Raw genomic sequence first — 17,469 nt, 5'->3', positions numbered from 1 at the left:
GCGACATGAAGCTGCTCGTCATCGAAGACGAGGACAAGCTCGGCGACTACCTGCGCAGCGGCCTGACTCAGGAAGGCTTTGTCGTCGACCTGGCGCGCGATGGCGTCGACGGGCTGCACCTGGCCAGCGAGGCGCCCTATGACCTGGTGCTGCTGGACAGCGTGCTGCCGGGCATCGACGGCCTGGCGGTGCTGGCCGCGCTGCGCCAGCAGGACCACACGCGCACCCTTCCCGTGCTGATGCTCACGGCGCGCGCCGAGGTCGAGGACCGCGTCCGCGGCCTGCAGGCCGGCGCCGACGACTACCTCGTCAAGCCCTTCGCCTTCTCCGAACTGGTCGCGCGCATCCAGGCGCTGCTGCGCCGCGCCAGCGCGGCCCCGTCCGCCGAGGCGGCGGTGCTGCGCCTGGCCGACCTGGAGGTCGACCTGCTGCGCCGCAAGGTCCATCGCGCCGGCCAGCGGCTGGACCTCACGCCCAAGGAACTCGCCCTGCTGACGCTGCTGCTGCGGCGCGAGGGCCAGGTCTTGTCCCGCACCGAGCTCGCCGAGCAGGTCTGGGACATGAACTTCGACAGCGAGACCAACGTGGTCGAGGTCGCCGTGCGGCGCCTGCGCGGCAAGCTGGACAAGCCCTTCGACCGGCCGCTGCTGCACACCGTGCGCGGCATGGGCTACGTGCTCGAGGACCGCGCGCCCGCGGCCACCGATGCCGCCTGAACCGAAACGTTTTGGCACACCTGTCACGCGCGCGTGAGGCCCGCGGCGGCCGGCGGGCACGTGAATTGCCAAGCGCTCTGGTTGGAACAGTGGTCCCGTTCCAGGAGCGATTGATGTCCTTGTCCCTTGCCGCAAACCCTTCCGCCCCGTCCCCGCGCGCCAACCTGCTGCTCGCGCAGATGCCCGCGGAAGACCAGGCGCGCTGGTCCCCTCAGCTCGAGACCGTCGAGCTGTTGAAGGGCCGCGTCCTGTTCGAGGCGGGCAGCCCCGCGTTGCACGTCTACTTCCCCATCACCGCGATCGTGTCGTTGATCCACACGACGCATTCGGGCGATGCCACGCAGATCGCGATGATCGGTTCGGAAGGGGCCGCCGGTCTCGCGGCCGCGCTGGGGGGCGAGTCGCCCGCCTGCCGCGCCGTGGTGCAGCGCGCGGGCCTGGCGTTCCGCATGCGCATCCCGGTGGTGCGCGAGGAGATGCTGCGCAGCGGGCCCGTGGTGCAGCGCCTCATGCGCTACCTGCAGTCCTTGATCACGCAGGCCGCGCACACGGCGGTGTGCAACCGCCATCATTCGCTGGAGCGTCAGCTGTGCCGCTGGCTGCTGCTGTGCCTGGATCGCCAGCATGGCCATTGCGAACTGTCGGTGACGCAGGAGCTGGTGTCCAGCCTGCTGGGCGTGCGCCGCGAGGGCATCACCGAAAGCGCCCAGCGCCTCCAGGCCGCCGGCCTGATCCGTTACTCCCGCGGACATGTCGCGGTGCTGGACCGGCCGGGGCTGGAGGCCCGGGCTTGCGAGTGCTATGCCCTGCTCAAGCAGGACTTCCTTCGCTTGCTGCCCCAGGAACCGGACGGCGTGAACGCGGCCACCTCTGCCACCTTCGCGCCCGTCGCCGTGCAGGCCTGAGGACCACGAGGTCCGGGATCGAGGGCACCCGCATGCCCTGGGGTGATCCCGGGACCTCCGACCGGCCCGCGCGGGGCCGGTCTCCCGATCACTTCTCCGACCGGGTGCGGCGACGCGCCACGAAGCCGACCGCGCACAGGCCGGCCAGCAGCATGGCGTAGGTCGAGGGCTCCGGAACCGCAGCGGCCGCGAAGTTGATCGAGCCGCCGCCCTGACGGATGCGGAAGCCGCCGGCAAACGGCTCCACCTGCGAGGTCGTGTTGGAGAACGACGTCAGCGCCATGTTGTAGAGCGGCAGCGAGGTCTGGAAACCGGGTACCAGCCAGTTCAGGGTCAGCTTGGCGTTGGCCGACGGGTTGAAGGTGCCGTCGCCCAGCGGCGTGGTGGCCACGGTGCCCAGCACCAGCGAGCCGGAGGCCAGCGCGACTTCATTGGCGGCGGTCTCGGTCGGGGTGTTGCCGCTGAAGCCGAACGACGCGGTGCCGTTGTAGCCGTACAGCGTGTAGGACAGCGAGGTCAGCGTGCCGGTCGTGGACACCTGGCCGGGGTTGCCATTCTGCGTCAGCGTGCCGGCGCCGTCGAAGCGGATGTAGAACCCGTAGTCCGAGTTCAGACCGCCCGAGGGCAGCGTCGTGCCGCCCAACTGAGCCGCGCTGATCGACAGATAGCCCGATTCAGCGAACGCGTTGCCCGCGCCGAATGTGATGGTGGAGTAGTTGGAAACCAGCAGGTTGTCGGCAGTGAACGACGAGCCGTTCAAGCCGGCAGCGGCCGGGTCCCAGGTGAATTGCGGCAGCGCGGATGCGCTGGCGCTTGCAGCCGCCAAGGCGAGAGCCAGCAGGGTACGCTGGAACGCCACGGGCTTGCGGGAGAGCAAAGGCAGAGTCATGGTGGTTGCTCCGATAGAGAGATGTCCGCACATCGCGGACGCTGAAGTTCACCACCCCCTACAGAGGGAGTCTGTGCGTCCACCCACATAAAAATGCGCCCCCGCGCGGATGTACCGGGAAGGTGCGACGAAAGGGGGAGGCCGTGCCTGAAATGCCCCCGCATTCGCGGGGATGGCCGGCGTGGTGAAAAGCCCGCATCCCCGATGGCATCGGGGCCAAATCGAATCGCGAGGCCGCGAATTACTGCGCTCGCCAGCGCCTTTTCCCCGTCTCCCGGCCGAGGCCGCGGCCGGACAATCCCCCACATCCCGACGTTTATCCCCCAGGTTTATCCCCCAGGTTTATCCCCCAGGGCCTCCCCGGCCCGCGCACACCTTCCTCCGCCATGTCGCAGTCCCCCCGCTCCGCCGCTTCGTCCGCCCTCTCCTCCACGGCTGCTTCCGGCATCGCCGGCCTGATGCTGGGCCAGGTTGTGCTCGCACTGGCCATGCATCACGGACGCTCGGTGGAAGGCCTGGGCTTCGCGCTGGTGTTCCTGCTGGCGGGCGGCGCGGCGGTGGCCTGCTTCCTGGCGCATCGCCATCAGTTGCGCCGTCCGAAGACCGAACCCGCGCCGCTGCGCCTGTGGGTCGCCGCGCTCGCGGCGGGCGTGCTGGCGTCGATCTACGCGACCGGCTCCTTTTGAAGGCCCGACGGTCTGACGGCTCGACGGCTCGACGGTCTGATGGCTCGACGGTCTGATGGCTCGGCGGTCTGACGGTCTGACGGCTCGGCGGTCTGACGGTTTGACGGCGGCATCACGGGGCCGCAGCGGGCACAGTGCTTGCCATCCATCGCGCGATGCCAGCCTTCTGTCACATCGCCACCTCCCCCATCGCCGCGTCGCTCGCCCGTGAGTGCTCCGCGTCGATGACACCTTGGTGTGGTGGAAGGCCGGCTTCGCCGCATCGGGCCCGCAACCGGCGCGGCTGAGCAGCGCCGGCGGCGCACGGGCGCTGCCGGCAGCTTCTCTTGCAGCTTCTGCCAATCGAACTCAGTCAGACCACTTGCCCCAGAGAACTCCCTCGCCCCGCGTGCGGGGAGAGGGCGGGGGAGAGGGGTCTTCGCCACCGCTGGCGTCCATCGAAAGACCCCTCTCCCCTACCCTCTCCCCGCAAAGCGGGGCGAGGGAGTTCTCGGGGGAGAGTAGAGCTAGACCTCGTCGGCATCGTCAGCGTCGGCGTCGTCCGCGTGTTCCGGATCGGGACCCGCCGACGGGTCATCGCCGCTGGCCAGCTCTTCGACGTCGATCGATGCATCGATGTCATCCGCCTGCGGCTCGCTGCTGACGCGGTCGGGCAGGATGTCCGCCGCGTCCAGCTCCCCGCCCGGCGTGGCCGAGGCCCGCTCGCCGGTGCCGAAGCGGTCGGTGTCGCTGCCCTTCTCCGCCGGCGTCGCGCCCAACTCGTCCGGATCGTCCGGTCCGGTGCTCATCCGGCGCTCGCCAAGCACGTCGCTGCCGCTGTCGGAGCTGTCGCTCGGACCCAGCGCGTCGGTGCCGCGCCCCTTGGACTGTTCCGGCACCGGCGTGCCGCCAAGAATGCTGCTTGTGGCCATGGTGGTTCTCCTTTGCAAGACCTCTCGGTCGCTGCAGGAGATTCGGCAAGCTTGGGGCCCGCGGCGCCGGCGCGCTCAATGCGCGGTCAGTGGGCGTGTTCGCCGTGGCCCATGTCCTTGCCATCCTTCGGCATCGCCGGCGTGTTGAGCGCCCGCGCCGTCGCCTTCACCTCGACGGTCTGGCGCGCGCCGGCCTTGTCCTCGAAGGTCAGCGTCAGCGGCACCGTGTCCCCCGCCTTCACCTGCGCGGCCAGGTCCAGCAGCATCACGTGATGGCCGCCCGGCTGCAGCGTCACCGGCTTGCCGGCGGGCAGCTCCAGCGCCGTGATCTGGCGCATGCGCATGACGTTGTCCTGCATCGCCATCTCGTGCACTTCCGCCTTGGGCGTGAGCGGCGTGCTGACGCCGACCAGGCGGGCGTCCTTCGCCGCGGTGAGCTGCATGAAGGCGCCGGTGGCGCGCTGCTGCGGCACGGTGGCGCGCACCCAGGCGTCCTTGACGACGACCTGCGCCTGCGCGGCGGCGGCCATCGACAGGCCGGCGAACACCGCGAGAACGCGGACGGCATGCTTCGGAGAGATCAGGGAAATGGTCATGGAAAGGTCCTTGTTGAAACGGGGCATGAGGAATTCGCAGGGCTCACGGGATGAGCAGTCGACGCACGTCGCTGGCGACGTCGGCGGCGCTCATGTCGTGCTTGATCGCGACGCGCAGGCGTCCCTGCGGATCGAAGAGGTAGCTGAGCGTGGTGTGGTCCAGCGTGTAGCTCGAGCCGGTGGGCATCTTCTCGAAATAGACCTTGAAGTCCTTCGCGACCGCGGCCGTGCCGGGCAGGTCGGTCCACAGGCCGAGGAAGCCGGGATCGAAGGCGGTCGTGTAGCTGCGCAGCACCGCCGGAGTATCGCGCTCCGGATCCAGCGTCACGAACAGCACCTGCAGGTGGTTCGCGTCCTTGCCGAGCAGCTGCCGCACGGCGGCGGCGCGGGTCAGCGCGGTCGGGCAGACGTCGGGGCACTGCGTGAAGCCGAAGAACAGCAGCACGGCCTTGCCGTGGAAGTCGGCCAGCCGGCGCGTGCGGCCGTCGGGATCCTTCAGCGCGAAGTCGCGCCCATAGGACGCGCCGGTGAGGGAGACGCCGTGGAACGGCGGCTCCTTGTCCTGGCACGCGGCCAGCGCGGAGAGAGCCGCCAGCGCGCTCACGAGAGCGGCGCGGCGGCTCATGTCGGTGTTCAACATGAGGGTGTCCTGTCGGAACTCGGGGCCCTGGGCGCGCGGCCAAGCGGCCTCACGGCCCGGCGGCGCCCCGGGGGATCAACGGCGGAGTCAGGCCAGGACGGGCGGCGCGCGCGCGAGGACCGGCGTCCACGCGAACAGCGGACGCGGCGAGGACAGGAACAGGCGGGGTTGCTCGAAGCGGAGCGCATCCGGCGGCGTCCACTGGACACCGGCCGGCGGCAGCGCCGGCGCGCCATGATGGATGGCGCAGTACGGACACACCATGGCCGCCTTCATCGGCGCGTGGTCGCGGCTGCCGGCGCCGGTGTCCGCCGCGGCCTCGATCGCGGGCTCGATCAACACGACCTTCGCGCCGGTCGCGGAGCAGATCTCCGCGAAGGTGGCGCCCTGCTTCGCGAGCACCGCATGCGAGAGCGACGGCAGCATCGCCGCCAGCAGGATCGCGAGGGCCACGAGCCATGCCAGGCGTTGGATCGAAGTCCGCGTCGCGTGCATGGGGCGGCATTCTAGGGGCCGGAGCCGGATCGCGCCGGCGCGCCCTCATCCGCCGGTGCGCTTCTGGTAGATCCGCTCCTTGGCGGCGATCTCGACGTACTCGCCGGCATGCTGCGAGAAGCGCAGCGTCTCGCGCGCGCCCAGGCCCAGGAAGCCGTTGCGGCACAGCGCCTCGGTGAAGAGGCCGAAGGCGCGGTCCTGCAGCGCGCGGTTGAAGTAGATCAGCACGTTGCGGCAGGAGACCAGCTGCACCTCGGCGAACACGCTGTCCGTGGACAGGCTGTGATCGCTGAAGACGATGCGGTCCTTCAGCGACTTGTCCATCAGCACGTGGTCGTACGCAGCGGTGAAGTGCTCCGACAGCGCGCCCCTGCCGCCCGCCGCGCGGTGGTTGGCCGAGAAACCCGCCGCCAGGTCCAGCCGGTAGACCCCCGCCTGCGCCTGCGCGAGCGCCTCCTGGCTGATGTCGGTGGCGTAGATCAGCGTGCGCTCCAGCAGGCCTTCCTCCTTCATCAGGATGGCCATCGAGTACGCCTCCTCGCCCGCGCTGCAGCCGGCCACCCACAGGCGCAGCGACGGGAAGGTGCGCAGCACCGGCACCACCTGCTCGCGCAGCGCGAGGAAGTACTCCGGGTCGCGGAACATCTCGCTGACCTGCACCGTGAGGTCGCCCAGCACCGAGCGGAACACCTCCGGCTCGCGCAGCAGCCGGCCCTGCAGCATCGACAGGTTGGCGCAGCCGAAGCGCTGCATCGCCGCGCGCAGCCGGCGCCGCAGCGAGCTGCCGGCGTAGTCGCGGAAGTCGTAGTGGTAGCGCTCGTAGATCGCCTCGAGGATCAGCCGGACCTCGATGTCCTGCTCATGCGATCCCGGCGGGCCGGAGGGTCCGTTCGCCATCGGCCGCCGGTCCTCAGCGCGGCATCCAGACCCGGACCAGCGAGAGCAGCTTCTCGATGTCCAGCGGCTTGGCGATGTAGTCGTTGGCGCCGGCGGCCATGCACTTCTCCTGATCGTCCTTCATCGCCTTGGCGGTCAGCGCGATGATGGGAAGCCGCTTGAGCTCGGGCCGCGCGCGGATCTCGCGCATCGCGGTGTAGCCATCCATCTCCGGCATCATGATGTCCATCAGCACGAGGTCGATCGGCGCCTGCGCCCCCGGCCCCTGCGCCGGCGCGTCGAGCCGCTCCAGCGCCTCGCGGCCGTTGCGCGCGATGTCGACCTTCACGCCCTTGGGCTCCAGCACCGCCGACAGCGCGAAGATGTTGCGCACGTCGTCCTCGACGATCAGCACCCGGCGCCCCTCCAGCATGTTGTCGCGCGCGCGGACCTCCTTGAGCATGCGCTGGCGCTCCGGCGGCAGCTGCGATTCGACCTGGTGCAGGAACAGCGTGACCTCGTCCAGCAGCCGCTCCGGCGAGCGCGCGCCCTTGATGATGATGGAGCGCGAGTAGCGCCGCAGCTGCTGCTCCTGCTGCGGCGACAGCGAATGCCCCGTGTAGACGATCACCGGCGGGAAGGCCACGTCCTCCTGCCGCGCCATCTGGTCGAGCAGGTCGTAGCCGCTCATGTCGGGCAGGTTCAGGTCCATGACCATGCAGTCGAAGGTCGACTGGCGCAGCGCGTCCAGGGCCTGGGCCGCGGTCGCCACGCCCTGGATGCGGACCTCGTCCGCCGCCAGCAGGTGGCGGATGCTGTCGAGCTGGCGCGCATCGTCCTCGACCACCAGCACCGTGCGCACGCGCTGCGAGAACTTGGCCTCGAGCTTGTGCAGCGCGACCTCCAGTTCCTCGCGCTTGACCGGCTTGAAGGCGTAGCCGATGGCGCCGCGCTCCAGCGCCTCGTGCGTGTAGTCGGCCACCGAGATCACATGCACCGGGATGTGGCGCGTCAGCGGCTCGCGCTTGAGCCGGTCCAGCACGCCCAGGCCGGAATGGTCCGGCAGGTTCATGTCCAGCAGGATCGCGCTGGGCGCGTAGCGCTGCGCGACCGACAGGCCGTTCTCGGCCGTGTGCGCCATCAGGCAGACGAAGCCCATCTCGCGGATCAGGTCGCGCAGGATCAGCGCAAAGCGCTGGTCGTCCTCGATGACCAGGATCGCGCGGTCGCCCGGTACCCAGGACAGCCGGTCGTCGTCGAGCTGCGGCAGGCGCGGATCGGGCGCGGCGAGCGCGGGCTCGCGCAGCAGCGAGACGGCCAGCTCGCCGGCCATGTCCTCGTCGGTGCCGTCCGGCAGCGCCGCGCCGAAGGCCGGCGCCGGCGCCATCGCGGGCGGCGCCGTCAGCGGCGCCTGGACCGGCGACAGCGGACGCGGGCGGTCCTGCTCGGCCGGCGCCTCGTGGCGCAGCGGCAGCACCAGGCTGAAGGTCGCGCCCTGCCCCGGCTCGCTCTGCAGGTGGATGTCGCCGCCCAGCAGCCGCGCCAGGTCGCGCGAGATCGACAGCCCCAGACCCGTGCCGCCGTACTTGCGATGCGTGCTGCCGTCGGCCTGGCGGAAGGCCTCGAAGATCAGCGCCTGCTGGTGCGGCGCGATGCCGATGCCGGTGTCCTTGACCGCGAAGGCCACCCGGCCGTCCGCGGTCGCGCCGACCTCCATCCGCACCGAGCCGCGCTCGGTGAACTTGAGCGCGTTGGACAGCAGGTTCTTGAGGATCTGTCCGAGCCGCGACTCGTCGGTCTCGATCCACTCGGGCGCGCCGGGCGCCATCTGCAGCCCGAAGGCCAGGTTGCGCTGCGCCGCGATCGGCGCGAAGACCTGCGTCAGCTGCTGCAGCAGGCGCGGCAGCGAGACGCGGTCGACCTGCATGTCGACCTTGCCGGCCTCGATCTTGGACAGGTCCAGGATGTCGTTGATCAGCATCAGCAGGTCGTTGCCCGCCGAGGTGATGGTCTGCGCGAAGCGCACCTGCTCGTCGGTGAGGTTGCCGTCCTTGTTGTCCGACAGCAGCTTGGCCAGGATCAGCGTGGAGTTCAGCGGCGTGCGCAGCTCGTGGCTCATGTTGGCCAGGAACTCGCTCTTGTACTGGTTGGAGCGCTCCAGCGCCTCGGCGCGCTCGGTGAGCAGCGTCTGCGCGTGGGTCAGCTCGCTGCGCTGCATCTCCAGCTGGCGCGCCTGTTCCTCCAGGCGGACATTGCTTTCCTCCAGGTCGGTCTGCTGGCGCTCCAGCCGCAGCTGCGAGTCGCGCAGCGCGTTGCCCTGCTCCTCGAGTTCCTCGTTGGAGGCGCGCAGCTCTTCCTGCTGCATCTGCAGCTCCTCGGCCTGGCGGCGGCTCTCCTCGAGCAGCGATTCGAGGCGGCTGCGGTCGCGGGCGGCGCGCAGCGCCATCGCGATCGGCTCGGCGACCCGGGCCAGCAGCTCGCGCTCGGCGTCGCCGACGGGATGCAGGTAGCCGAGCTCGACGGCGCCATGCACGCGGCGGTCCAGTCCGACCGGCGCGATCAGCAGCTCGGCCGAGCCGGCGCGGCCCAGCGACGAGCTGACCGGCAGGTAGTCGGCCGGCAGCGCCGTGACATGCACCGGACGGCGGTCGCGCACGGCCTGGCCCAGCAGCGTGTCGCCGCCGCGCACCACCGGCGGCACGTCGCCCTGCGGCAGCGGCAGCGCGTAGCCGCCGACGCGCAGGAAGCTGCCGTCCTCCTGCGACACGTAGAAGGCGCCGACGCGCGCGCCGGTCCAGCGCGCGAGGAAGCCCGTGGCGATCTCGGCCAGGCGCTCCACGTGCGGATCACCCTGCAGCTCGACGCTCAAGCCCGCCAGGCCGGCCTTCAGCCATTCCTCGATCTTGGCGGCGCGGTGGGCGCGCGCGCTCAGCACCGCCGCCACGGCGGTCAGCACCAGCAGCAGCGCCGAGCCGCCCCACATGACGGCCGTGGTCTGCTGCACGGCCGCGTCCCAGAGCGCGCGGCGCTCCGCCGCGCGATCGCGCTCCTCGCGTTCCATCTCGCCGAGCAGCGTGCGGATGCGCTCCATCAGGATGCGGCCGCGGTCGCCCTGCACCACCGTCACCGCGCCGACGCCATCGCCCTTGCGGCGCATGGCGATGGATTCCTCCATCTCGCCGAGCTTGGCCTTGAACAGCTGCTCCACCGTCTCGAGCCGCGCCAGCTGCGGGCGGTAGTTCTGGAACGCGGCGCGCAGCCGCTCGGTGGCCGCGGGGATCGTCACCTGCGCGGTGTTGAACGGAATCAGGTAGTTGTCCGAGCCGGTGATCAGGAAGCCGCGCTGACCGGTCTCCGCGTCCTTGACCGCGGAGCCGAGCGCCTGGATCTGTTCCTGGACCGCGAGCGAGCGCGCCATCGCGTCGGCGGACTCCGACTGCCACTGCTGCGAGCGCCAGGAGAACCAGGCCGTGACCAGGATGGTCAGCGCCGCCAGGATGAAACCGAGCAGCGTCGGCAGCGGCAGCCAGTCCAGGTGGCGCAGCGCCGATCCGCGCGAGAAGCCGGCATCCAGGGGTGTCTTCGTGCCGTTCATTCGCGGGGCTCGCCGCGCGCGTTGACCGTCACGGTGGCGCCCGGCGGCTGCCGGGTCTGCATGTAGTGGTCCTGGCCCTTGAAGCGGTAGGTGACGTCCCAGAACTGCGGCGTGCCGCGGTCCGGCACGGCGCCGCAGCGCTGCACGTTGCGCACGTCCTTGCGGTTCACGTTGCTGCCCACCACCGCGCCGCCGATCGCGCCGGCGGCGGTCGTCACCGCCTGCCCGCTGCCGCCGCCGAACTGGTGTCCCAGGATGCCGCCCAGCACGCCGCCAACCACGGCGCCGCCGACATTGGGCCGGTCGCGCACTTCCTTCTGCTCGATCCAGCAGCGCTGCTGCTCATCCCCCATCACCGCGCGCACGGACACGACCTGCGCCTGATAGAGCGCCTCCTCGCCGCGGCGGTAGAAGGTGGGCTCCGGATCGGGGCCGTAGCGGTCGCGGCCGACGTCCATCTTCTCGTCGACGCGGCGCGCGGAGCTGATGCGGTTGTCCAAGCCCATCGAGCGCAGCGACGGATAGCTGCCGGGCTGCAGCACGCGGCAGCGGCCGCGGTAGCCGGGGTCCTCGCAGACCTCCCAGCGCTCGCCGCGCACCTCGATGGAGGACGCGCGATCGTCGAAGCCGATCTCTTTCAGGAAGTTCACCTGCGAGTCGATGCCCGCGGTGCGGCCGCGGAAGTTCTCGTTCTCGTAGAAGGTGATGTCGGCCATCGCATGACTGGCCAGTGCGCAGGCGGCGGCCGCGACGGCCGCCTTCATCGCGCGAACGGTGGATCGGTTCATGACTGTCCCCATCTTGGTTGGAATCAACGTTCGGACTGGAGCCGGGGCAGCAGCAGCTCGAACAGCGTGCCCTGCCGCGCCCGCGAGGTGCCGATCAGCGACCCGCCATGGGCGCGCGCGACCCGCTCCGGCTCCTGCAGGCCCGGGCCCACCTGGGCCGAGGACATGCCCGAGACCGGCTCGCCGCCGCCGAACAGATGGATCGAGGCCTCGGCGTTCAGCACGTTGTCGAAGCTGATCCGCAGCGCCAGCGAGCGCTGGGCGCCGCCATCCACCTGGATGCGCAGCGTGCTGTCGCCCGCATGCGTGGCGGCCTGCATCAGCAACTGGTCGATGGCCTGCGCCATCAACTCGGGATCGAAGTCGCCGCGCGTGTCGCCGACGCGCTCGAAGGCCGGCGGCGACCACAGCACGGTCTGGTTGCTCTCGATGTCCAGGCGCTGCGCGGCCAGCGTGGCCAGATCGCCGCTCACCGCCCGCACCTGCAGCAGTTCGCAGGGCCGGCGCGCCAGGCTGCCCAGGTGATCGACCTGACGCCCCAGCAGCGTCGCCGCCGCCTTCACGCGCTGGCCGGCCTTCTGCAGCGAGGGGGATTCGGTCTGACGGATGAGCAGTTCGGCGTTCAGCATCATCACCGACAGTGGGCTGCGGATGTCGTGGCTCAGCGCGCTCAGCATCAGCGCGTTCACGCGCGCCAGGCGCTCCTGCTCGACGATGCGCTCGGCCAGCAGCAGGCGCTGGCGATGCAGGTCGGCGAAGACCGCGACCTTGCTGCGCAGCACATGCGCGTCCACCGGCTTGTAGATGAAATCGACGGCGCCGGCCTCGTAGCCCTTGAAGCTGCGCAGCGTCTCCTGCGAGCCGGCCGTCAGGAAGATGATCGGCACGTGGCGCGTGCGCTCCGCGCCGCGCATCAGTTCGGCGAGCGAGAAACCGTCCATGCCCGGCATCTGCACATCGAGCAGCGCCAGCATCACGTCGTGCGCGAGCAGCAACTCCAGCGCCTGCGCCCCGCTCTCGGCGGTCAGGACCTGCAGGCCGGAATCGGCCAGCAAGGCCCGCATCGCGAGCAGGTTCTGCGGCTTGTCGTCCACCACCAGCACGCTCATCGCTTGCGTCACATCACTCTCCCAATCGTCGGTCTTGTCGTCGATGACAGCGGCATCGGGCAAGGGGCATGCCCGCGCCGGTTCCGGACAAACCCGGAGCGCGCACCGCGGCGCGGCGGCGGCCGAACGCCGCGGCGGGTTCGGCCGCTTTTTCGAGGCGGCGCGGCCGGCGGATGACGAATGTCAACGCCGGTGTCGACCGACATCGCGCGGCCGCATGACACAAGCGGTCTGTCCAACAACGGAGATGCGGCATGAGTTCCCGCTTCCATGGCGCGGTCGCGACGGACCGCGAGGAGACCGACGGCGACGCGCGGCGCGCTGCCGCCAGCCGATGCTGGTCGGCGGCGAAACGGCGTGTCCAGGCCTCGCTGGACGACCTGGCGCCGGTGGTCCGCGAGCGCTGCGCGCCGCTGCCGGACGCGGCCACCATCGAGGAGGCGCTGGCCGACGCGATCGCCGAGATCACCGCCGGGCTGGACCGCTTCGGCGAGGAACTGGCCCGGCTGGGCAGCGACGAGGCCGCGTCGGATCCGGGCGCCGGGCTGCGCGCCCTGCTCGCGCGAGCCGGCGACCTGCTGCCGCCGGACGAACTGATCCAGTTGATGGACGAGAACGGCTTCATTGAAATGTCGCTGGAGGCGACGCTGAAGGCGGCGCTGCGCAACCTGGAGCGCTTCGCGCAGGGAGATCGCGCCCATGTTTCCCGTTGATGGTTCCGCCTTTGCGGCCCACGCGACCGTCCCGTCCGAGGAAGAGCCGCTGATCGAGGCGCCGACGCCGGCCAAGGTCATCGAGAAGTCGCTCCTGGACGATCCACGGCTCCTGGCCAAGGCCCGCGCTGCGGCGCTGCCAACCTGCCATTGCTTTTGCCGCCCGACGGGAGGCGACCCGGCCTTCGTCTCGCTCTGCGATCTGGCCAGCGACGTCTGCAACGCAAAAGAAAGCTGGGCGTGGAATCCGGACCCGCTCAAGGAGCTGCTGATCCAGATGTTCGAGGCCGCCGACCGCTACCTCGATATTGCCGCGCCGGGGAAACTGTTCGAGTCGCGCTGCGACTTGGCGGAGCGCACGGCGGACGCCGCCCTGCGCCAGTTGAGCGAGCTCTGCGAAGCAACAAAAGAGGTCCCGAAAGCCCACAGGATGGCGACTCCGCGCCATTTCTTCCGCATGACCCCAGTCGACATCGACTTCGACTTCGACTTCGATGACGAGCTCCCTGCCGGAGCGGGCAGGCGCCGCTACTCCGCCGCCTCTCTCGCCCCCAGCGACAGCCCGACCCAGAACGAGCGCCCCGGCGCCGGCTCGAAGAAGCGGCCATTGCCGTCGTTGACGATGACGCTGCCGGCGTATCGGCGGCCGGCGGCGTTGTCGACGCGGGCGATCAGTTCGGCGCGCGTCGAGCCCCATGTCCATGCCCGGCTCCCGCGCAGGTTCAGCACGCCGTAGCCGGCCGCCCATTCGCTGTTGACGTCATTGACGGCGGTGCGCTTCACGCCGCGCCATTCCAGCGCCAGCTCGCCGTCCTTCACCGCCGTGAAGGGCCGCCACGCCAGTTCGGCGTAGGCGCTGCCGCCGTTCGTGCCCGCGATCCGGTTGCCGGCGGCGACCGGCGCGTTCGCGGCGGCGCAGGGCGAACCCAGGCAGGTCAGGAAGCCATCGCGATAGCGGGCCTTGAGCGAGCCGACGGCCCCCATCGCCCGCCATCGCGGCGCGAAGTCCCAGGCGCCGGACAGCTCCACCCCGCTGCGCCGGGTGCGCCCGACGTTCTGATAGCTCGACCGGCCGCCGCTGTTGGACAACACGGCGATCTCGTCGCGCGTGGCGACATGGAAGGCGGCGACATCCAGCTCGACCTCCTGGCCGCGCCACTTCGCACCGATCTCCTGCTGCAGGCTCTTCTGAGGCCGCAAGCCGCTGTTGAATCCCCCCAGCCCATCCGCGCGGTAGGCCAGTTCGTTGAGCGTCGGGGACTCGAACCCGCGGCCGACCGCGGCATGCAGCAGCAGCGCGGGCGTGATGCGCCATCCCAGGCCCGCCACCGGGTTCACGTAGCCATAGCGGCGCGAGCCCGAGTCATCGCCGTTCGACAGGAAGCGATCCCGCGCCGACAGCGTCACGCGGCCGGCGCGCGCGCCGGCGCTCGCGCTCAGCGTCTCGGTGAGCGGCAGCTCCAGCTGCGCATACGCCTCGCGCGTGATGGCCTCGTTCTCCTCGTCGCGCCGCAAGGCGCCGGTCACGCCGAGCTGCTGCGCGGCGCCGGCACCGATGAAGTTCTCGTAACCCTGGCGGTCATCGCGCTGGCGCTCGACGTTGAGACCCGTGGCCAGCCGCGCGTCGCCGATCCGCCACGTCGCCCGCGCATCGGCGCCGCCGTAGCGCCGATGAAAGTCCACGACGCCGCCCCCGCTGCCGGGGGGCGTCTGCGCGCCGACCGGAATGGCCTGCCACTGCGCCACCGCGCGGCGTCCCGTGTAGACGGTCAGCGCGGTCTCGGCCAGCGGGCCCGGCGCGTCGAAGCGATGACGCCAGCGGGCGCCCAGCTGGGTCTGACGCGCGTTCTTGCGGGTGTCGAACTGCTCGGCCTGCGAGGCGGTCTGATCCGGATCGGCCGCCAGCTGCGCCGCCGTCAGGCCGAGCGGATCCTGCGCGCGCTGATCGATGCTGTTGAGCAGCACCAGCACCTGATCGCGCGGGCCGTTCCAGGCCAGACGCCCTTCGGCCAGATCGCGGCGCGCGGCGCTATGGGGCCGGTTGCCATCGAGTTCCAGATGCGACGCGCCGATCCGCGCCTCCCAGCCGTCGCCGAACGGCAGGCCGGCGGCGACGCGCGTCTGGCGCAGTCCCGCGTCGCCGGCGTCGAGCCCGAGCTCGGCGAACCGTTGCCGCACCGGCGCGCCGACCAGCGCGATCACGCCGCCCGAGCTGTTGCCGTAGAGCGCCGAGAACGGTCCGCGCAGCACTTCCACGCGCTGCGCGCCGGCCAGGTCGAAATGCGTGACCTGCCCCTGGCCGTCGGGCATGGTGGCGGGAATGCCGTCGGTGTAGAGCCGCAGCCCGCGCACGCCGAACGGCGCACGCGCGCCGAAGCCGCGCGACGACAGCTGCAGGTCCTGCGCGTAGTTCTGGCGGTTGTTGGCGGTCAGGCCCGGCACGCGGTTCAAGGCTTCCGACAGCTGCAGCCGCGGGCCGGCGGCGCGCAGCGTGTCGGCATCGATCACCGTGACCGCATAGGGCGCGTCGTCGCTCGCGCGCTCCGACACGCTGCCGGTCACCACCACGGCCGGCAGCGCCGCCGGGCCGGCCTGCGCGGCCACGGCGCCCGACAACACGCCCCCCAGGAGCGCCACGGCTCCCGCTCCCCGATGCACAGTCGTCATGCTGCTCCTTGATTCGAACGGACAAGACCTTAAGCCTTCAGCGAACAAGCCGCAGGAAGAGCAAGCGGGGTGCCAGCCGACAACACAGATACAGCCTGTTTCGCGGAACCTGGACCGGCCGTCATCGAACCCAGATCCCAACTTCCCGCTTCGGAATCGCCGATTCCGGCGGACGGAGTCACCAGGAGATGCGCTGAATGACGGTCACGAAAGCCGGCAGCCCGCAGGTAGCGCACGGGCAATACGACGACGGTCCGGTCGTGCAGGAAGGGAAATCCGCGCAGTTCTTCAACCGCTTGCGGCAACGTGTCACAGGCGCGGCCTCGAACGTGAAGACAACGGTCCAGGTCTTCGGCGACAAGGTCGTGAATGGTCTGATGCATGCGGTGAATGTCGAGACGGCGCCCCCGGCCGCCAAAACGCCTGAGCCCAGATCCAAACCCGAACCCGCGCCATCGCTCTTCGACCTACTCTCGGACCAGGCCATCCGCGTGCAGCAACGGGATACGCCGCTGGCACTCGAGGACGCTCGCCTGTTTCGAGACAACGTCTCCCGCTACTGTGACGAAAACCCCGGCGCGCCGGAGAACCGGGCCAAACTGATCTCCAGTTGGCTGGCCGCCCTGCATCAGCGCCGCCAGCAGCAGCTCGACAAGCGATTTCCGAGTCGGCCTCGGGATGCCGCCGGCCGCCAGGCCCACGCCGCGTGTCTGCTCGATCCCTGGAAAGAAGGTCATTGCAAGGTGCCCGAATCGGGCGTGATCGTCGACCTGCTGGATCGACCGGTCTACCAATTTGCTCCCTTGGATTCGCCCGACTCGCCTCCGATCACCGGCTTGCCGAGTCAGCGGCGCTGGCTGGCGGATACCGTGGCCCGGACGCTGCGCCAGGTGCACCCCGGCGGCTTCGAACTCCACGGGCCGCAGGAGGAAGGGACGCCGGCCAAACTTGGCGACGTGGCGGGAACCCTGGTCGATTCACCTCCTGAGTTCGATCCCGGGCTCCTGCAAGCCGTGCCCACGAAGGCGCTGCAGTGCGCTGCGCTCGGACAGTGGCTGCTGGGTCGCCATGGCGCGGCCTGGGACGACTTCCATATCGGCAAGGATGGTGTGCTGCGGCCGCGCCGCGATGCCACGCCCTGGCCTGTGACCGGCACGTACGCCGCGGACGAGGCCAGCTGGCTTCTTCCGGCGCTGTTCCAAGACGAAAATCTGTTCCGGAAAGAAGGGCCGATCCAGGACGAAGACGATGCGACGGCGGGCGTACGCCTGCTGAGGCAACCGCTTGACGACGATCTGCGCAAAGGGCTGCTGGCGCTTGAAGTCGGACCCCAGAGTGACTTCGAACTGCAACTGGACAACGCCGTGCTTCACCATCGCAACGAGATCTACGGTGAAGTCGGCCAGGCGCGCCCCGAACTCCTTCCCGACGACACGATCAAGCAGGCCAAACGCAATCTGCAAGCGCTGCGCCAGGCCGTCGCCCGAGTCCCGGCCACCGCGACCTTGCCATTGGTTCTGGCCGAGGCGGCGGAGGTCCTCGAGGAGATCAGCGGGAACGGTCTGGTCCCGGCGGAAGCGCCTCCCGCCGCCTGTGCCGCCCCTGTGAAACCCTTGAAGCGCGTGAAGCGCTCGGCGATCTCCAGGGTCATGGCGCGCATCGCCCGCTTCGGCCGGATCGTGCGCCGCCGCGGCGCCGAACTGCGCCGGCGGCTGCCCTCGCGCCGGCGCCGCGTGAGGACGGCGGACCACCCGGCGCGGACGCCGCTCCTGCGCGCCTGACGTCACGCGTTGCGCGCCGGGCGACCAGGCAGCGCATCCGGCAAGCGGGGTCGCTCACGACCCCGCAGCCCTGGCCTGCGCGCGAGAACCCGCGGGGAACGG

15 protein-coding genes are annotated in these 17,469 nt (G+C 70.5%); 5 read left to right on the top strand and 10 right to left on the bottom strand.

The genetic code is table 11. The features are described from left to right. Positions 1–5: 5 nt before the first annotated feature. Together ACEN96_RS14790 and ACEN96_RS14785 are read left to right on the top strand one after the other, a co-directional pair. Positions 6–716, top strand: coding sequence for a heavy metal response regulator transcription factor (locus ACEN96_RS14790; protein WP_495583851.1), 711 nt, complete (start codon positions 6–8; stop codon positions 714–716). Positions 717–829: 113 nt separating this feature from the next. Further along, entirely contained in the window at positions 830–1,621 is a 792-nt protein-coding gene (locus ACEN96_RS14785) for a Crp/Fnr family transcriptional regulator (protein WP_495583850.1), read from the top strand. An 88-nt stretch (positions 1,622–1,709) separates the two neighbouring features. On the opposite strand, the gene pepA is transcribed toward ACEN96_RS14785, so the two are convergent. Next, a complete protein-coding gene (gene pepA / locus ACEN96_RS14780; protein ID WP_495583849.1) occupies positions 1,710–2,510 on the bottom strand; it encodes a flocculation-associated PEP-CTERM protein PepA in 801 nt (266 codons plus the stop codon). 386 nt (positions 2,511–2,896) lie between these two features. Here pepA and ACEN96_RS14775 point away from each other — a divergent pair, with 386 nt between their 5' ends. Beyond that, complete coding sequence (locus ACEN96_RS14775) at positions 2,897–3,196, top strand: hypothetical protein (RefSeq protein WP_495583848.1); 300 nt, start codon at positions 2,897–2,899, stop codon at positions 3,194–3,196. A gap of 506 nt (positions 3,197–3,702) precedes the next feature. Here ACEN96_RS14775 and ACEN96_RS14770 read toward each other — a convergent pair. From ACEN96_RS14770 to ACEN96_RS14735, 8 genes are all read right to left on the bottom strand, one after another. Next, positions 3,703–4,107, bottom strand: a complete 405-nt coding sequence (locus ACEN96_RS14770; protein WP_495583847.1) for a hypothetical protein — start codon at positions 4,105–4,107, stop codon at positions 3,703–3,705. Between the two features lie 86 nt (positions 4,108–4,193). Then, a complete protein-coding gene (locus ACEN96_RS14765) occupies positions 4,194–4,703 on the bottom strand; it encodes a copper chaperone PCu(A)C (RefSeq protein WP_495583846.1) in 510 nt (169 codons plus the stop codon). Between the two features lie 43 nt (positions 4,704–4,746). Then, a complete protein-coding gene (locus tag ACEN96_RS14760; RefSeq protein WP_495583845.1) occupies positions 4,747–5,343 on the bottom strand; it encodes an SCO family protein in 597 nt (198 codons plus the stop codon). Between the two features lie 87 nt (positions 5,344–5,430). Continuing rightward, positions 5,431–5,796, bottom strand: coding sequence for a DUF2946 family protein (locus ACEN96_RS14755; RefSeq protein ID WP_495583844.1), 366 nt, complete (start codon positions 5,794–5,796; stop codon positions 5,431–5,433). Positions 5,797–5,883: 87 nt separating this feature from the next. After that, the gene (locus tag ACEN96_RS14750) at positions 5,884–6,735 is read right to left on the bottom strand and encodes a CheR family methyltransferase (protein WP_495583843.1); all 852 of its coding nucleotides are present in this window, start codon (positions 6,733–6,735) and stop codon (positions 5,884–5,886) included. 13 nt (positions 6,736–6,748) lie between these two features. Continuing rightward, a complete protein-coding gene (locus ACEN96_RS14745; RefSeq protein WP_495583842.1) occupies positions 6,749–10,309 on the bottom strand; it encodes a response regulator in 3,561 nt (1,186 codons plus the stop codon). Continuing rightward, on the bottom strand, positions 10,306–11,097 hold the full coding sequence (locus ACEN96_RS14740; protein WP_495583841.1) for a beta/gamma crystallin-related protein: 792 nt from the start codon (positions 11,095–11,097) through the stop codon (positions 10,306–10,308). The genes ACEN96_RS14745 and ACEN96_RS14740 overlap by 4 nt, the downstream gene beginning before the upstream one ends. Positions 11,098–11,120: 23 nt before the next feature. Further along, a complete protein-coding gene (locus ACEN96_RS14735; RefSeq protein WP_495583840.1) occupies positions 11,121–12,269 on the bottom strand; it encodes a hybrid sensor histidine kinase/response regulator in 1,149 nt (382 codons plus the stop codon). A 191-nt stretch (positions 12,270–12,460) separates the two neighbouring features. Here ACEN96_RS14735 and ACEN96_RS14730 point away from each other — a divergent pair, with 191 nt between their 5' ends. Further along, positions 12,461–12,919 carry a hypothetical protein gene (locus tag ACEN96_RS14730; protein WP_495583839.1) on the top strand — a complete coding sequence of 153 codons (459 nt, stop codon included), beginning with the start codon at positions 12,461–12,463 and terminating at the stop codon, positions 12,917–12,919. A 528-nt stretch (positions 12,920–13,447) separates the two neighbouring features. Here the strand turns inward: ACEN96_RS14730 and ACEN96_RS14725 are convergent. Next, positions 13,448–15,586 carry a TonB-dependent receptor family protein gene (locus tag ACEN96_RS14725; RefSeq protein ID WP_495583838.1) on the bottom strand — a complete coding sequence of 713 codons (2,139 nt, stop codon included), beginning with the start codon at positions 15,584–15,586 and terminating at the stop codon, positions 13,448–13,450. 197 nt (positions 15,587–15,783) lie between these two features. On the opposite strand from ACEN96_RS14725, the gene ACEN96_RS14720 reads away from it, so the two are divergent. Next, entirely contained in the window at positions 15,784–17,367 is a 1,584-nt protein-coding gene (locus ACEN96_RS14720) for a hypothetical protein (RefSeq protein ID WP_495583837.1), read from the top strand. Positions 17,368–17,469 lie beyond the last annotated feature (102 nt).

This window comes from Roseateles sp. Mitsp63 (genome assembly GCF_059491535.1).
The sequence above is the reverse complement of the archived record's forward strand: the minus strand, read 5'-3'. Positions and strand labels throughout refer to the sequence as shown.

Bases quoted from the DNA above. Each gene is read 5' to 3' on its own strand.
- ACEN96_RS14740 (WP_495583841.1), bottom strand. From the start codon at position 11,097: ATGAACCGATCCACCGTTCGCGCGATGAAGGCGGCCGTCGCGGCCGCC.
- ACEN96_RS14790 (WP_495583851.1), top strand. From the start codon at position 6: ATGAAGCTGCTCGTCATCGAAGACGAGGACAAGCTCGGCGACTACCTG.
- pepA (WP_495583849.1), bottom strand. From the start codon at position 2,510: ATGACTCTGCCTTTGCTCTCCCGCAAGCCCGTGGCGTTCCAGCGTACC.
- ACEN96_RS14750 (WP_495583843.1), bottom strand. From the start codon at position 6,735: ATGGCGAACGGACCCTCCGGCCCGCCGGGATCGCATGAGCAGGACATC.
- ACEN96_RS14775 (WP_495583848.1), top strand. From the start codon at position 2,897: ATGTCGCAGTCCCCCCGCTCCGCCGCTTCGTCCGCCCTCTCCTCCACG.
- ACEN96_RS14720 (WP_495583837.1), top strand. From the start codon at position 15,784: ATGACGGTCACGAAAGCCGGCAGCCCGCAGGTAGCGCACGGGCAATAC.
- ACEN96_RS14730 (WP_495583839.1), top strand. From the start codon at position 12,461: ATGAGTTCCCGCTTCCATGGCGCGGTCGCGACGGACCGCGAGGAGACC.
- ACEN96_RS14785 (WP_495583850.1), top strand. From the start codon at position 830: ATGTCCTTGTCCCTTGCCGCAAACCCTTCCGCCCCGTCCCCGCGCGCC.
- ACEN96_RS14765 (WP_495583846.1), bottom strand. From the start codon at position 4,703: ATGACCATTTCCCTGATCTCTCCGAAGCATGCCGTCCGCGTTCTCGCG.
- ACEN96_RS14725 (WP_495583838.1), bottom strand. From the start codon at position 15,586: ATGACGACTGTGCATCGGGGAGCGGGAGCCGTGGCGCTCCTGGGGGGC.
- ACEN96_RS14760 (WP_495583845.1), bottom strand. From the start codon at position 5,343: ATGTTGAACACCGACATGAGCCGCCGCGCCGCTCTCGTGAGCGCGCTG.
- ACEN96_RS14745 (WP_495583842.1), bottom strand. From the start codon at position 10,309: ATGAACGGCACGAAGACACCCCTGGATGCCGGCTTCTCGCGCGGATCG.
- ACEN96_RS14770 (WP_495583847.1), bottom strand. From the start codon at position 4,107: ATGGCCACAAGCAGCATTCTTGGCGGCACGCCGGTGCCGGAACAGTCC.